Origin of the sequence: Azospirillum isscasi (assembly GCF_030849505.1) — a bacterium.
GTDB classification, from domain to species: domain Bacteria; phylum Pseudomonadota; class Alphaproteobacteria; order Azospirillales; family Azospirillaceae; genus Azospirillum; species Azospirillum isscasi.
Genome location: NZ_JAUJFI010000044.1, coordinates 1 through 17441, shown reverse-complemented (window position 1 = coordinate 17441; position 17441 = coordinate 1). Strand labels below are relative to the sequence as shown.

Below are 17441 nucleotides of genomic sequence, written 5' to 3'. Positions count from 1 at the left end.
GCGTCGTTGTAGGTCTGCGCCCCCGTGGTGGTGACGTTGCGCAGGCTCGTCGTGCCGCCCGCGTCCGTGGTCAGGCTGGCGAGCGCCGCCGTGCCGCCCACCGCGCCGGTGAACTGCGTCGCGCCCTTGTTGTTGACCGCCAGCGCGTAGGCGCCGTCCACCGCGCCGGTGAAGGTGGCGGCTCCGCCGTTCACCGTCGTGTCGCCGCCCAGCGTCACCGCTCCGTTGGCGGTGAAGGCGCCGCTGCCGGTGCTGTAGGTGCCGTTGAGCGTCACCGCGTCGTTGTAGGTCTGGATGCCCGTGGTGGTGACGTTGCGCAGGCTCGTCGTGCCGCCCGCGTCCGTGGTCAGGCTGGCGAGCGCCGTCGTGCCGCCCACCGCGGCGGTGAAGGTGGTGGCGCCGCTGCCGTTGACGGTCAGGGCCTGGGCGCCGTTCACCGCGCCGGTGAAGGTGATGGCGCCGCTGCCGGCATTCACCGTCGTGGTGCCGGAGAGGGTGGTGGTGCCCGCCACGCCGAAGGCGCCGTTGCCGGTGGCGTAGGTGCCGTCCAAGGTGACGCTGTCGCCATAGCTCTGGGCGCCCGTGGTCGCCACCGACTTCAGGCTGCTGGTGCCGCCCGTGTCCGTGGTCAGGCTGGTGAGCGCCGCCGTGCCGCCCACCGCGCCGGTGAAGGTGGTGGCGCCGCTGCTGTTCACCGTCAGCGCGCGGGCGCCGTTCACCGTGCCGGCGAAGGTGACGGCACCGCTGCCGGCGCTCACCGTGGCGTCACCCGCCAGCGACGTGGCGCCGGTCACGCTGAAGGCGCCGTTGCCGGTGGCGTAAGTGCCCTGGAGGCTTGCCGCGCCGGTGTAGGTCTGCGCCCCCGCCGTCGTCACGTCGTGCAGGCCGATGGTGTTCGCGGTGACCGACAGCGAGGACAGGTTGCTGGCCGCACCGCCCAGCGTCACGCCGCCCTGCGCGGCGCTCAGCGTCGCTCCGAACCCGCCGCCGTTCAGCGTGCCGGTCACCGACAGGTCGCCGCCGGTCGCAGTCACCGTCCGGTTGGCGCCGGCCAGGGTCAAGGTGCCGGTGACCGTCACCGCCTTGCCGGACAGCGCGCCGGACAGGGTGGTGTTGCCGGTGTAGGTCTGCGTGCCGGTGGTGGTGACGTTGGCGACGCCGATCGAGGTGCCCTGCACCGTCACGCTGGCCCGGGTGCCGTCCGGACCGGTGCTGCTCACCGCCTTGGTCAGGGTGACCGCACCGCCCGTCGAGGTCAGGGCGATGGCGCCGCTGCCCCCGGCGGTGATGCCGGTGGTGGCGTTGCCGTCGGTGATGGCGCCGGTGGCGGTGACGGCGATGTCGCCGTTCGCGGTCGAGAGGTTGCCCAGGGCGAAGCTGGTGCCGGCCAGATGGATTCCGCCCGTCCCGGTCACCGTCGCCGAGATGTTGGCGATGGAGCTGGTGAAGGCGTTGGCGCTGGTCCCGATCCCGGTGCCGGAGGTCAGGTTCAGGGTGCCGCCGGTCAGGCTGGTGCCGTTGCCGGTCAGCAGGCTGCCGCCCGCCGCCGACAGATTGATGACGCCGCTCGCGCCGGCGTTGACCGTGCCGACCGTCAGGTCGCCCGCCGTCGCGGTCAGGCTGACCGTGCCGACGCCGGTCACCGAGGTCGCGGTCATGCCGGTGCTGCTGGTGGCGGTGACGGTGCCGCTGGCGCTGAGGGTCGCCGCCGTCAGGGTGCCGGTGTTGCTGACGGTCAGGTTCTTGCCGGAGCCGGTCAGGCTGGCGTCGATGGTGCCGACCGTGGTGTTGAGGGTGGTGTCGCCGCCGCTGGACCCGCTGGCGAAGATCAGCGAGGCCGCGGTGATCGTCAGCGACCGCGGCGAGGCGCCGGCGGCCACCACGTCGGTGGTGCCCTTCAGCATCAGCGCGCCCGCGCCGAGGTTGATCGCCGCGGTCGGCAGGGTCAGCGTCCCGCCGGACTGGAGCAGCAGGTTGCCGCTGGACATGGACAGGCCGGCGCTGGCGTCCAGGTTGCCCGCCGTCCGGATGTAGGCGGAACCGCCCGTCCCCAGCGTGACGAGGTTGTTGCCCAGTGTCAGCGCGGCCGTGTTGACGTTGTCCACCGAGATGACCGGCGTGGCGCCGGTGGCGGTCAGGCCGGTCAGATTGGACACGTTCATCTTGAGCGGCGTGCCGGCGCCGGTGGCGGCGTTCGTGACGGTGCCGATGTCGCCGCCGGTGGCGGTCAGGCTGGCCGAATGGCCCGTCACATGGGTGCCCCCGCCGCTGCCCAGGATGGACCCGGCGGCGGTCAGGGCGACCGTGCCGTTGGTGGTGCTGGCCGACACCGACTGCACCGTCATGGTGCCGGCGGAGGCGATGGTGACCGAGCCGCCGGACGCGCTGGCCGACGTGACGGTGACGCCGTTGCTGGTGGCGTCGGTCACGTGGATGCTTCCGGCGCTGCTGGACAGGGCCAGGCTGCCGGTCGTGGTCTGCATCGCCGCCGTGGCGGTGCCGACCCCCTTGGCGCCGGTCAGCGACACCGAACCGCCGACGATCCGCGTCTCCGGAACGCCGTCCTCGCGAATGGCGCCCCCGGTGGAGCTGACGGTGACCGCACCGGTGCCGGCGTTGATGCTGCCGACGACGATGTCGGCATCCGCGGCGGTGGAGGCGATGGTGATCGCCCCGCCGCCCGTGCCGGCGCTGACCACCTGGAGGCGGTCGCCGGCCAGCACGTCGATCTTGCCGCCGGTCGTCGCGGCGTAGGCCAGCGTGGTGGCGCCGGACGTGCCCAGATGGATGTCGCCCGACCCGCCGCTCACCTGCACCTGGGCGCCGCCGACTCCGACGCGGGCCGAGGAGGTGCCGATGCCGCCGGCACCGTTCAGCAGGACCGTCTTGCCGGTGATCTCGGAGCCGCCGGTGGCGGCCAGGATCTTGCCGCCGATGCCGGTGGCGCTCAGCGTGACGGTGCCGTTCGCGGCGCCCGCCGCCACCGTGCCGGCGGTGATGGAGCCGCCGGTGGCGGTCACGCTGATCGAGTTGCCCTCCGCGTCGGTGACGATGGAGACATTGGACAGCGTGATGTTGCCGCTGCTGGACACCACCACCGGACCGTTGGCGACCGTGGCGTTCAGCCCGCCCGTGAGCTGGCCGGACACGTCGAGATGGACGCCGCCCGTGCCCGTGACGTTGGTGGTCAGCGACCCGGTGCCGGAGGCCGAGACCTTCAGCCCGGACTGGGCCGTCCCGATGCCGGCCCCCGCCGTCAGCGTGGCGTTGCCGTTGCCGATGGTCAGGCTGGCGGTGCCGCCGGAGACGATCCGGCCCGCCGTCGCCGTCAGGGTCAGCGCCTTGGCGGTGTCGTAGGACAGGCTGCCGATGGTCAGGTCGCCGGTGGTGGCGGTCGCCGTCAGGGCGCCGCCCGTGGAGATCGAGCCGAGGTTCAGCGCGCCCGCGTTCTTCACGAACAGGCCGCCGGAGCCGCTGGTGGCCGACAGGTTGGAAACGTTCAGACCCAACGCCGTCCCGTTGCTGCCGATGGCGCTGCTGCTGGTCTGTTCGTTGGTCTTCTTCTGCGCATCCAGGGTCAGGGACTCGGCGGTGATGGTGGACGAGCCGTTCAGCGCCGTGATGTTGCCGGCGGTCGTGCCGTTGCCCGTCGCCGTCAGGCTGACCGTGCTGGCGGCGCCGGTGTTCACCGTGCCGACCGCGATCGCCCCCGGCGCCTTGAAGGTGAAGTCCAGGCCGGTGCTGTCGGTCAGCGTCGTAAAGGTGGTGGTGCCGCTGCTGTCCGTGACGTTCCAGCTCAGGTTGGCAGCCGTCAGGCTCATCGTGCCGGAGGTGGACGTGCCGGTGGACGGCGTGCGGTCGATGCTCAGCTTGGCGAGGTCGAGCGTGTCGGCCACCTTGAAGGCGCCCGGCGTCTTCAGCGTCAGGTCGGTGGTCGCGACGTTGAGCGTGGAGCCCGTGTCGGCGATGGAACCCTTGACGGCGGACAGCAGGACGCTTGCACCGGTCACCAGATTGCCGCTGCCGGCGAGGATGTTGCCGTTGCCGCTGGTCAGCGACACCGCGCCGGTGGTGGTGACGGTGCCGGCGGTCAGGTTGCCCGTCGCGTTGGTGCCGGTGGACAGCGTGATGGCGCCGCCGCCGCTGCTGACCACGGATTGCGCGGTCAGGGACTTGGCTTCACTCACCGCGATGCTGCCGGCGGCGGTGGCGGACACTGTGGTGGTGCCGCCCGTGCCGGCGCTTGTCGCAATGGCGGTGACGTTGCCGATGGACCCGCTCGCCTCCAGCGTAACCAGATTGGCGTTGCTCAACGTGCCGCTGAGGATCGAGCCGCCCTGGTTGCTGATGGTCGCGTTGGCGTTGCCCAGGTCGATCGCGCCCAGAGCGATGTCGCCGGTGGAATTCGTCAGGAACAGCGGGCCGCCCAGCGTCATGCTGTCGATGACCGTCGAACCATGCAGGGTGATCACGGCGCCGTTGTTGGCGGACACCTTCAGGTTGCCGGTGGTGATGTTGATGAACTCACCCCCGTTCGCGCCCACCACGCCGCTGGAAGCGGTCAAGGTCGCGACGCCGGCGTTGATCTTGAGGTTCGGAGCGCCGGTCCCGACGATGCCCTGGGATGCGGTCAGGGAGATCATGCCGGTCTTGCCGACGTCCAGCCCGCCGACGACGATCTTGTTGTGGCTCTCGGCGGAGAACCGCAGGCCGCTGCCGTCGGTCAGCGTGGCCAGCAACGTCTGAGTGCCGCTCGCGGCGCCGATGAGCGCGACGGCCCCGCCCGACGGATTGGCCGAGGTCAGGCTGTAGGTGCGGTTGCTGACGGTCGACGAGGTGCTCTTGAGGGCCAGCGTGCCGATGCGGGTGTCGGATTCGACGTAGAGGTCGCCGGTCACGTTGAAGGCCGCGGACGACGCCGACAGGTGGATCTTGTTGCCGGAGGAGCCGATGGCTCCTTCCTTGGCGGTGAGGGTCGCGGTGCCCGCGGTGATGCGGTTGGCCGGGTTGCCCGCCGTCGCCGACGCGGCGCCGAGGATGCCCGCGCCGCTGGTCAGGTCGGCGATGCCCCAGCTCTGCACGTTGAGCGTGCCGATGGACAGGGCGTGCTTGGTGTCCAGCTTGAGGTTCAGACCCGTGACGTCGGTCAGCTCGCTCACCGTCGTGGTGGTGCCGTCGTCCGTCACGGTGAAGGTGAGTTCCGGCGCGGTGATCTGATAGGAGCCGGCGCCCGTCGTCCGGTTGCTGGTCAGCGACAGCGCGGCCAGATCCCGGTTGTTGTCCACGAAGGCATCCGTCGCCGTGGACAGGACCAGCCTGTCGGCCATCGTCACGATGTGGTTGGCCGACGCGCCGGCGGCGCCGATGGCCCCGGTCGAGGTGAGGGTGACCGTGCCGGCGGTCAGCAGGGAGCTGCCGTTGCTGGAGATGTTTTTGCCGGTGCCGGTGGTCTCGACGGTCAGCCGGCGGCCTTCGCCGGCCTTGACCGTCCCCAGCACCACACCGACGTCGCTCTTGAAGGAGAAGTCGATGCCGCTCTGGTCCACGACATTGGACAGGGTGTACAGGCTGCCGGAGCCGTTGTCGGTCAGCGCGAAGCTCAACCCTTCGGACCGGATGTCGTAGACGTTCTGCGTGCCGGTCGAGCCATGCTTCGCGTCCAGGGTCAGGGCGAACAGGTCGGCGCTGTTGGTCAAACGGACGTTGCGCCCCGCGGTCACGTCCAGGGTCTGCGTCTCGGTCAGCAGCGGCGTGCCGGACGCGCCGATGGACCCGCCCTCGACCTTCAGCGTCACGCTGTCCGCGCGCAGCGGCGCGGTTCCGCTCTGGAGGAGCGATCCGCTGTTGGTCACCTGGATGTCCGCCGACGAGCCGGCGGACACGTCCTTCAGCGTCAGCGTGCCGGAGTTGCCGAGTTTCAGCGAACCGGTCAGCTTGGTCGTCAGCGTGTTGACCTGGGAATAGAACCGGTAATCGCCGTCGCGGGTGTTGCCGACCGACGATGCCGTCAGCGTCAGGCTGTCGGCGACGACCACGGCGGTGCCGGTGGTCGTGGCGTTGATCGCGTTGGTGCCGGCCGCCAGATCGACCGTGCCGGTGGACCCGACGTCGATCTTGGTGATCCGCATCTGCTTGTCGTTGCTGATCTTCAGCTTCAGCCCGCTCTGGGTGACGTTCGTCACCGTCAGACCGGTATCCTTCGAATCGCTGAAGGAGGCGGTCAGGCCGTTCGAGACGATGGAGTATGTGTTGGCGTTGTCGGTGGCGGATTTGCTGTGCCGGGAATCCAGCGTCAACTCGGTCAGCGTGGCGCTGTTGTTGACCGAAACATTGCCGCCGGACGTGATGGCCAGCTTCGTCGTGCTGGTCTGCACCGCGGTGGAGCCGCCGACGTTGCTGTTGGTGCCGGTGGCGGTCAGTGACACCTGTCCCGCCGTGATCGTCCCCGACCCGTTGATGGACGGCGAGCTGGCGGTGGCCGCCCCGCTGGAAATCAGCGTCACCGACCCGGTCGTGCTGGTCCCGGCGTCCATGGAGCCGACCAGGATGGCGCGGTCCACGCTGTAGCGCAGGTTCATCCAGGGGTTGGTGCCGCTGGACGGCGTGCCCAGCGTCAGCGTCTGGACGCCGCTGCTCTCCGACACCGTGAAGCTGCGGTTGGCGCCGAGGGCGTTGAACTGGTAGGTGCCGCCGTCGCTGCCCGACTTGTGCGTGATCGTCACGTCCAGCGAGGTCAGGGCGGTGTTACTGTTGTTGATGTAGATGTCGCCGTTGCTCACCACCGTCAGCGACGAGGCGGCCAGCTTCATCGCCCGCTCGCTGGAGCCGATCGACCCGCCGCCGGTCCCGCTGCCGTTGGCCGACAGGGTGACGGCGGACGCGAGGATGGTTCCACCGCCCGAGAGGGTGATCGTCGAATTCACGCCGCCGCCCGCGGTGGCCAGGCTGACCGTTCCGCCGGTGGTGACGATTTCGGAGACCGAGATGTGCTTCTTGCCGGTGAAGCTGAAGTTGCTGTTGTTCGCGCCGGTAACGTCGATGGAGTTCACGGTGCCGCTGTCGCTCAGCGTGTAGGTCTGGGTCCCGGTTCCGGCGATCGCAAAGATGCTCTTGTCCGTGCTGGTCGTGGTGCTGTTCGTGCTGACGACCGCCAGGCTGCTCAGGGCGCGTCCGTTGTTGTTGACATGGATGTTGCGCCCGGCGGTCACCGTCAGGTCCGCCGTGTCGAGGCTGATGGCGTTGCCGGTGCCGGATGCGCCGATGGAGTTGGAGGTCCCCGCCGTCAGCGACACCGTGCCCGCGGTGATCTTGCCGCCGGAGCCGTTGTTGACGATGGAACCGGACGAGGTGATGGCGACGCGGCCGCCGGCCCCGACATTGACGGTGCCGACCTTGACCTCCCGCGGGGCTTCGAAGGTGAAGTTCAGCGGGGCGGTGCTGGTGACCGTCTGGACGTAGGACTGGGACGAGCTGTCGGACAGGGTGAAGACCTGCCCGGTCACCGTGCTGATCGCGATGGAGCCGCCGGAGTAGCTGCCCCGCGTCAGGCTCAGGTCGGTCAGCGCCACCGTGTCGGTGATGCCGATGGACCCACCCGCCGTGATCGACAGGTTCGCCGTCGTCAGGTTCAGCGCGCTGGTGCCGCCGACGCTTCCGGTGGCGCTCAGGATCACCTTGCCGGCGGCGATGACGGTCGTGCTGTCCGAATCGCCCTGGATGCTGCCGCTGGTGTTCGACAGGGTGACCGTTCCGGTGCCGCCGTTGGCGTTCACCGATCCGACGGTCATGGTGCCGCTGGACTTCCCGACGGTGATGTCGCCGCCCGCCGTCAGGCTGTTCAGCGTGGTCGCGCCGGAGCCGAGGCTGAGCCACACCGAACCGCCGGCGGTGGCCGTGACCGTCCCGGCGCTGGCGCTCAGCGCGTTGGTGGAGGAGCCGATGTCCTTCCCGGCGGTCAGGGTCAGCGTGCCCGAGGAACCGCTGCGCAGGGTGGCGCTGCTCGGGTTCAGGATCGACCCGTGGGTCGCCGTCACCGTGATGTTGCCGGTGCCGCTGGAGGTGAAGTTGGAACCGAAGGCGATGTCGCTCCAGGTCGCCGTCACCACGATGGGGTTGGAGCCGGCGCTGAAGACGCTGCCGCCCAGCGTGACGAGGTTCTTCTGGTTGGCGATGCCGACCGAGGTCGGCAGGGTGACGTAGATGCCGCCGTCCGACGCCTTGGCATCCAGGACCGGGGTGATGACGTCGAGATGCTCGGTCCCGGTGCCGCTGCCGATGGCCTTGCTGGCGGTCAGGCTGACCGCCCCGGCCAGCACCGCCGTGGTCTTCGATCCGTCGTCCAGGATCGACCCGTTCGTCGTCTCGAAGCGGGCGACGCTGTAAGCCGTGCCGGACGCCGGGCCGGTGGGGGGGAGGATGCCCGGCGCGTCGGTCAGATCGACCCGGCCCAGCCGGATGTCGCGGTCGCCTTTGAAGGCGAAGATCAGGCCGGTGGTGTCCACCAGCGTGCTCAGCAGATAGCCGTTGGTGGCGTCGTCGGTCAGGCTGAAGGCGAGGTTCGGCGCGGTGATGGAATAGCTGTTCACCACCGTGGCGTCCGTGTGTGCGCTGGTGATGCTCAGCGCCGCCACGTCGGACAGGTTGGTGAGGTGCAGGTCGCCGCGGGTGGTCAGCGTCAGCTTCGTGGCGTTGAGGGCCAGCGGGGCGGCGGCGGAGCCCAGGTTGCCGGTCGCGGCGCTCAGCGTCACGGTGTCGGCGTTCAGCCGCGTGTTCGTGTTGCCGTCGTCCAGGATGCTGCCGGCGGTGGAGGTCAGCGTGACCGTGCCCCCGATGCCCACCGTCGCCAGATCGCCGACGACCAACGTGGCGTCGCTGGTGACCTTGAGGGTGCTCAGCTTCGGGCTGCCGAGCGCTTCCAGGACGGTGGTGGTGCCGTTGTCGCTGGCCGTGAAGTTGAAATAGTCGGAGGTAAGCTGCAGCGTGTTGGCGGTGGTGCCGGCATGCCGGTTGTCGATGGTCAGGCTGGTCAGGATCGTGCCGACATTGTCGACATACAGGTCGCCGACGCCGGTCAGCGCCAGCACGGGCGTGGCGGTGCGCACATGGGTGGCCGCGGTGCCGATGGCGCCGCCCGCGCCCAGGGTGACGGCGCCCGCCGACAGGAGGTTGCTGGCGTCCTTCCCCTTGATGGCGCCATCGGACGCCGTCAGGGAGATCAGGCCGAAGCTCGCCGCCTTCACCGTCCCGACCGTGACGTCGCCGCCGCCGACGGTGACCGACACGGCGCTTCCGGAGGAGACGATGCTGTCCAGGGTCACCGCGCCGGTCTGGGTGATGCCGACGATGCCCGTGCCGTTGGAAACCGTCAGCGTCTTGGCCGCCGTCTTGACGGTGACGGTGGAGGAGGCGCCTCCGGCGGCGATGGTCACGTTGTTGCCGGTGATCCCCGGCCCGGACGAGGCGGTGACGTCGCCGTTGGCGGTGGTCAGGGTGACGTTGCCGTTGGCGCCCGCGTTCACCGTGGAGGCGGTGATGGCGGAGGACACGCCGTTCGCCGTGACGGTGATGTTGCTGGTGCCGTTGGCGCTGGTGATCTCCCCGATGGTGGTGGTGCCGCCGGTGGCGATCGCGATGTCGCCGCTGGTCGAGACGATGGAGCCGAGCGCCGCCGAGCCCGACGCGGTCAGGAAGACGCCGCCGGCGCCGGAGGCCGCGTTGATGCTGGTGGCCCCGGTGGTCAGGGCCGCGCCGCTGGTGCCGATGCTGCCGGCGGCGTTCAGGGAAAGGCTGGAGGCGTTGATCGTGGTTGCGGGGTCGGCGTCGTTCAGGATGCTGCCGCCGCCGCTGGTCAGGGTCAACGCGCCGCCGCTGCGCACCGCGCCCACCGTCAGGCTGCCGGTGGCGGAGACGGTGGCGCCGCCGCCGGTGGTCAGCCCGGTCAGGGCCAGGGCGCCGGTGTTGGAGACAAAGACACCGCCGCTGCCCGACGCGGCGGTCAGGCTGGTGACGGTGGTGTTCAGCGCCTGCGACGCGGTGCCGATGGCGCCGTTGGTGCCCGACGAGCCGCGGGCGGCCAGCGTCAGCGTGCCGCCGGTCAGCAGGCCCGTGCCGCCGCCGGTGATGTCGCCGGCGGTGCTGGTCAGCGCGACGGCGCCCGGGCCGGCGTTGACCGTGCCGACCTGGATGCTGCGGTCGCCGCTGAAGCTGAAGCTGGTCAGGCCGCCGGCCTGGGTGACGGTGTCGAGCGTGTAGCCGCCCGCCGCGTCGGTGACCGCGAAGCTCAGGCCCGTGGAGGTCAGGCCGAACTGGCTGTTGCCCCCCGCCGCGCCGTGGGTGCTGGTGACGGACAGGTCGGTCAGCGTCCGGTCGTTGGCGACGAACAGGCTGCCGCCCGTGACCAGGGAGAGCCGGCTGCTGCTGGTCGAGATCGCCGCGCCGCTGGCGCCGATGTCGATGCCCGCGGTCAGGGCGACCGCGCCGCCGACGATCTTCGCGGCACCCGCCGCGGTGATGCTGCCGCCCAGCGCGCGCACGGACACCGCCCCGGCGGCCCCCGTGGTGGGGGTGGTGTCGATCAGGTTGGCGAGTTGGACGCCGCCGGTGGCCGACAGCCGGACCGAGCCGCCGCGGGTCGTCAGCTTGCCGATGCTGGACAGGCTGCTGGACAGCCCGTTGGCCTCCAGCACGATGTCGCCGCCGTTGGTGCGGATCTCGTGGCTGGCGTCGTTGAAGGCGATGCCGCCGCTGGTCAGCGAGCGCAGGGTGAAGCCATGGCCCGCCGTGGTCTGGAGATCGAGGCTGGTCTCCACCGTGATCTGGCCCGACGCCTCCAGCACGATGTTGGCGTTGCCGGCGATGCTCTCCAGCACGCCCTTCGAGACGGTGTTGACGTTGCCGCCGCCGCCCAGGTTCGGGTCGTTGACGCCGATCGTGCCGTCCGTCGCGGCGCCATCCTGGCTGCCGCCGGTGGAACCGACGATGCGCAGGCTTTCCGGGTCGAGCAGGAAGACGCCCGCCGCCCCCTTGGGCGCGGTCAGGTCCACGCTGCCGGTCAGCGTGATGTCCTTGTGGCTGGACACCTCGGCGAAGCCGCCGTCGCCGCCCTCCGCACCGCCGCGGGCGGAGATTTTACCGGCGTGCCTTGTGCTTTTCTGCGACAGCACGGTCACGCTGCCGCCCTTGCCGGACTTCACGGCGTCGGCGGACAGGGTGGCCCCGGCCTCCACCGTCACCTTGTCCGACCAGGTGCCGGAACGGCCCGTCCGGCTGCCGATGGCGACTTCGCCGCCGCCCTTGCTGCCGGAGGCGTCGACGCGGGCGTTCCTCTTCACGGCGATCTCGGCGCCGGTGGCGACGACGGTGCCGCCGGTCTGCCCGTCCCCGCGCCCGCTGGCGTCGACGGTGCCGCCGATGGCGACCGTGCCGTTGTCGCCGCCGGACAGGACGATCTTGCCGTTGGCGCTGCCGACCGAGGTGGCCTTGATGACGCCGTCGGTGTTGATGACGTTGTCGATCACGCCTTTCACGGCGCGCGCCGACAGGGTGACGCTGCCGCCCTCCGCGGCGATCTCGCCGGAATTGACGACCAGCGCCGCCACCGGCTTGCCGTCGGCGTCCTTCGCCACCGTCTTGACGGCGGAGCTGGCGTCGAAGCTGATCAGGCCGTCGCCGTGGAAATCGAGCGTGAAGGTCTCCGCGCCGCCGAGAGCGACCTTGCCCAGCTTGGCCCGGATGACGCCGGAGTTGCGGACGTGCGGGGCGACCAGGGCGGCCAGACCGCTGTCCTTGACGGTGATGTCGCCCTCGTTCACCACCATGGCGTTCGGCTTGGCGGAGGCTTGGTCGAACTGGTACTTGCCCGCCATGAAGTTGGCGTCGGAGATGTTGGCGGTGGTCGCCACCAGCCCGCCGACGTCCACCTTCGCCCCGGCGCCGATCACTACGCCGTTGGGGTTGACCAGCATGACCGTGCCGTTGGCCGACAGGCTGCCCATGATCTTGGAGGTGTCGGTGCCGGTGACCCGGTTCAGCGTGACGCTGGAGGCCGAGGGCTGCTGGAAGGTGACCTTCTCACCGGCGTCGATGCTGAAGGATTTCCAGTTGATGATCGCCTTGTCGGTGGACTGGAGGATCTCCATCGACTTCGGGGTCGCCGACTGGATGGTCGCCGCGCCCGCGGTGACGGTGCCCTCCAGGGGGTTGGCGTAGGCGGCGCCGGCGAACAGGGTGGACAGGGCGACGCCGATCACGCTGCGCAGCGCCAGCCGGGCGAAGTCGATGCCCCCCCGGGCCTTCGCCGCGCGGCGCTGGCGCCGGGTGCCGCCGCCGCCGCGCTGGGGAGCCTCCGCCGCGGACGACAGCAGCAGCCGTTGGCGCAGCGTCTGGCGGTGACGGCGCGCGCCGGGAATTTCGGTGATGCCGGGAGTGTTGGTGACGTTGCCCTTGCCCATGCCCTGTATCCCCCCGGTCCGCTCAGTACTGTGCCGAAATGTTGAAGAAGACCCGCATGTCCTTGTCGCCCTCGGTCGCGACGCGGCGGGTCAGCGGCTTGTCGAGCTCAAGCGTCGCAAACAGCCGTTCCACCAGGCTGGCGCGCACGCCGCCGCCCACGGAGACCAGCGAATTGCGGCTGTTCTGCTCCAGGCTGGAGCGGTTCCACACCGCGCCGCCGTCCATGAAGCCGTAGAATTGGACGCCCTGCGCGAAGGCGTTGTCCGGCAGGACCGGCGTGTAGCGCAGTTCCAGCGACCCGGCCCAGCCGTTGTCGCCGGAAATCTCGCCCTCGTCGAAGGCGCGGCCATAGCTCGGGCCGCCCAGCGCGATCTGCTCGCTGGCCAGCAGCGGCGTGCCCGCGGCCTGCACCGTCGCGGTCGCCAGGACGCTGAAGTTGGCCGGCAACTGCTGCACGCGGGTGATGTCGGCGGTGAACTTGGTGAAGTCGCTGCGCCCGCGCTCGCGCGATGCGTAGGCGGAGCCCAGCTTTGACGCGTCGAGGATGTCCAGCCCTTGGTGGACGAGGCCGCGCACCGCGGTGATGCCGTCCCAGTTGTCGGTGCGGTCGTAGCTGAAGCCGCCGCGCAGGATGCGCAGGCGGTCGCGGTTGAAGCGGTCGCCGGAAATGTCGGTGGACACGTCGCGGTATTCGAACTCGCCCACCGCGCGCAGGTTTTCCAGGCGCGAGCGGATCACCGGATAGCTGAGCGTCCCCACGCCCGCCGCCACCCAGCTTTCCACGTCCAGCGGGTCGAGCGTCAGGCCCGGCCGGGATTCGGAATAGGAACCGTTGGCCGAGAAGGTCAGCCCGTCGCCGGTCAGCAGCGCCTGATAGCCGCCGCCGACCGACCAGGCCCGTGACAGCGGAGAGGACACCCGTCCGCTGAGGTTCACCGTGTCGGCGTTCGGCCCGAAGGAGTTCAGCGCCGCCGTCGCGGTCGTCTGGGCGGTGCCGAGATAGGGCGTGTTGCGGTTGCTGACCGACAGCAGGGCGTCCACCGCCTTGCGGTCCGTCTTCACCACGACCACCGAGGCGCCCAGCGTGTCCGGCGCCGGTTCCAGGCTGGCCCGCACGGTCAGGCCGGCAAGGTCGTTCGCCAGGAGGAGGCGCCGCTCGACGTCGGCGACGTTGACCGGCTTCACGCCGCGCAACGGCTCCACCAGCCGCTTCACCGCGACCAGCGCCGGGCCGATGTCGTCGGGATAGACGATGTCGGATACGAAGCCCTCGACCACCTGGAGGCGGAAGGTGCCGTCCTCGATCGTCTGGGCCGGGACGATGACCCGGCTGGTGATGAAGCCATCGTTGCGGTAGCGGAACTCGATGTCGTTGGCGATCCTGAACAGATCGGCCACCGACACCTCGCGGCCCAGCAGGTCCTGATAGGCGGTCCTCAGGCTGTCCTGGCTGTAGGCGGTGGCGCCTTCGACCGTGACGGCCTGCAACTTGAGACGGTAATTCTCGGCTCCCGCCGGCGCTTCCGCCGCGGGCGCCTTCGGCACGGTCACGGCCCCGCCCGGCACGGAGGGCAGCGGCATCACCGGGCGCGGCGCCTCCGGACGCGGCTCGGCACCGGAGGGGAGCTGAGCTGGCAGCTGTTGCGCGAGCACGGGACCGGTCACACCCGCCAAAATGGCGCCAACCGCAAAGCACATCCACCAAGACGCTGCATTCTTATCCGTAATTTTACTGAGGCCAAAGATCGAAGAAGCGGCTTTGGTGGACATATTCATCGGACCGTTACCTTCGCGCGGATGGTCGTTTCTAACCTTTGGTTAACGAAGATCCCGTCGGATCTCCATTTTAGCTAGCTATTTCTATCATACGATTTTGGCGTAGGTGGTAGTCTTAGTTTGTCTGAATTTGTAACATTCACGTCTCTGTCACGAGATTTGCGAAGCGGGAAGACGCGCCGCGGACGCGGTGCGGGCGGCGCGCACCCGGAGCGCGCGTTTCCGCTCCGTCGCAAATCGACCGTTGTGAATACCTTGATATGCAGAATAAAATGAAAGCCTTACGGGGAGGCGCGCAGAACCGCGGGTTGTTCATGGCCGATAGGATTATCGCCTCGGATTATTCCATCGGGGACAAGCTGCACCACGGCGCCCTGGTCAGCATATACCGTGGGTTGCGGTTGAGCGATGGACTGCCCATCGTCCTGAAACGGCTGGAGCGGCCACGCCCCAACAGCGCCGACGTGGCCCGCCTGCGCCGCGAGTACGCCCTGGCCCGCCGGATGGCCGCGCCGGGGATCGTCGAGGTGCTCGGCCTGGAGGACAGCAGCGCCGGCCTGACCCTGGTCATGCGCAGCAGCGGCGGGGAAAGCCTGGACCGCGTGCTGGAGGCCGGGCGCCCGCGGGTGGACGAAATTCTGCGGATCGGCATCGCCGCCGCCTCGGCGCTCGGCGCGCTGCACGCCCGCAACATCGTCCACAAGGACGTGAGCCCGTCCAACATCGTCTGGAACCGGCACAGCGGAGCGGTCGAACTGATCGACTTCGGGATCGCCGCAGATTTGGCGGACCGGTCGGACGAGGCGATGGACGCGGCGGAACACGAAGGGACGCCGGCCTTCATCGCTCCCGAACAGACCGGGCGGATGAACCGCGGCGTCGATTGGCGCGCCGATTTCTACGGGCTGGGAGCCACCCTCTACACGCTGTTGGCCGGGCGTCCGCCCTTCGACGGGTCGGACACGCTGTCGGTGGTGCACGGCCACATCGCCCGCGCCCCCGACCCTCCCGACCGGATCGACCCCACCGTTCCACGCGCCGTCTCGCAGGTGATCCTGAAGCTGCTCGCCAAGGACCCGGAGGACCGCTACCAGAGCGCCCACGGCCTGCGGGCGGATCTGGAGCGCTGCCTGTCCGCCCTGGCCGCGGGGGAGGAGCCGGCGCCCTTCCCGCTGGGCAGCCGGGACCGCGGCGGGCGGCTGCGCCTCCCCGCCCGGCTCTACGGGCGGGGGGAGCAGGCGGCCCGGCTGCGCGACGCCTGCCGGCGGACCGGCGCCGGCCGGACCGGGCTTCTGCTGATCGAGGGACCGTCCGGCGCCGGCAAGTCGGCGCTGGTCCGGGAGCTGCGCCAAGCCGGCGCCGAGGAATGGGGCGGAAGCCCGGCGCCCCGGTTCGTCGAGGGCAAGTTCGACCAGTACAAGCGCTCCGTCCCCTACGCCGCCTTCGTGCAGGCGTTCGACCGCCTCGCCCGCCATCTGCTGGCGAAGCCGGAGGACCGGCTGGCGGAGCGGCGGGAGGCGCTGGCCCGCGCCGTCGGGTCCAACGGGGCGGTGCTCACCGAACTGATCCCGGCCTTCGCCCTGGTGCTGGGCGAGCAGCCGGCGGTGCCCCGGCTGGGTCCGGCGGAAAGCGAGCTGCGCTTCCAGTTCACGGTCCAGAACGCCGTCATGGCGCTGGCCACCGCGGACCGGCCCCTGCTGCTGTTCCTGGACGACCTGCACTGGGCGGACGGTCCGTCGCTGGATCTGCTGGCGGCGCTTCTGGCCAATCCGGACGCCGGGCATCTGCTGGTCATCGGCGCCGTCCGCGAGGACGAGACGCCGCCCGGCCATCCGCTGCACCGGACCATCGGCGCCCTGCAGGAGGCCGGCGTCGCCGTGGACCGGCTGCGTGTCGGCCCGCTCGACGAGGCGGCGGTTTGCGGGCTGCTCGCCGACGCGCTGGGCACCGGGGCGGAGGCGGTGCGCAGCCTTGCCGCCGTCTGCCGCGACAAGACCGGCGGAAACCCCTTCTTCCTGGCGCGCTTCCTGGAATCGCTGCACGAGGCCGGACTGCTCGCCTTCGACGCCGCCCAGGACTCGGCCCAGGACTCGGTCCAGGACTCGGTCCAGGACTCCGCCGCGGGCGGCTGGCGCTGGGACCTGCCCGCCGTTGCCGGATACGCCTGCACCGCCAATGTGGTGGAGCTGATGGTCGCCCGGCTGCGCCGCCTGCCGCCGGAAACGCAGCGCCTGCTCGGCCTCGCGGCCTGCATCGGCAACCGCTTCGCCATGGCGGCGCTGGCGGCAGCGGCGGGCGAACCCGCGGACCGGGTGGCGGCGGCGCTGCACCCCGCGCTGGAGGCCGAACTGCTGCGCACCGGCGGCGGCGAAGACCGGGAGTTCCTGCACGATCAGGTGCAGCAGGCCGCCTACGCCCTGATCCCGCCGGAGGAATGCGCCGCCACCCACCTGTCCATCGGGCGCGCCCTCCTGGACCGCGGCGGAGCGGGTTTGCGGCTGTTCGACGCGGCGGGACACGTCAACCAGGGGATCGGTCTGGTCACCGACCCCGCCGAACGCCGCCGGCTGGCCCGGCTGAACCTGGACGCGGCGCGGCAGGCCGGGGACTCGGCGGCTTTCGAAACGGCCCTGGCCTGCGCGGAGGCCGGGCTGGCCTTCCTGGGCGACGCCTTCTTGGGAGACGCCTTCTTGGGAGACGGGGGCTGGCGCAGCGATTACCGGCTGATGCTGGACCTGACGGAGGCCGCGGTGGGCGCCGCCTGCATGGTGGGCGACTACGCCCGCGCCAACCGGCTGGCGGAGACCCTGGCGGTCCACGCGCGGGACCCCGCGGACGGTGTGCCGGCACGCTTCTTTCTGGTCGGTGCCGCGACGGTGCGCGGCGATCCGCACCGGGCCATGGCCATCGGGCTGGACGCCCTGCGCGCCCTGGGCGTGGCCGTGCCGGAGCGCGGCAACGGCTGGACGGCGCTGCGCCATCTCGCCATGGGCTGGTGGGCGATGGTCCGGCACGGCGTCCGCCCGGCACGGCCGCCCATCGCCGACGGAACGGAAACGGCGCGGCGGCGGCTGGCCCTGCGCCTGCTGGCGGTGCTGGGAACGGCCTCCTTCGTGGCGCGGCGCGACCTGATGGTGCCCATCGCCATGCGCAGCGTCCGGCTGGGACTGGACAGCGGGCGGCCCGACTTCGCGGCGGGCGCCCATGTCACCTGG

3 protein-coding genes are annotated in these 17441 nt (G+C 70.6%); 1 reads left to right on the top strand and 2 read right to left on the bottom strand.

Going from position 1 to position 17441, the window contains the following annotated elements:
* Positions 1–12449, bottom strand: a 12449-nt coding sequence (locus QSG27_RS11435) for a filamentous hemagglutinin N-terminal domain-containing protein (RefSeq protein ID WP_306706158.1), incomplete at its 3' end; no start/stop codon positions are given.
* Between the two features lie 22 nt (positions 12450–12471).
* The gene (locus QSG27_RS11430; protein WP_306706155.1) at positions 12472–14031 is read right to left on the bottom strand and encodes a ShlB/FhaC/HecB family hemolysin secretion/activation protein; all 1560 of its coding nucleotides are present in this window, start codon (positions 14029–14031) and stop codon (positions 12472–12474) included.
* Between the two features lie 509 nt (positions 14032–14540).
* On the opposite strand from QSG27_RS11430, the gene QSG27_RS11425 reads away from it, so the two are divergent.
* Positions 14541–17441 (top strand): ATP-binding protein (locus QSG27_RS11425; protein ID WP_306706153.1); only part of this gene is annotated, 2901 nt, incomplete at its 3' end.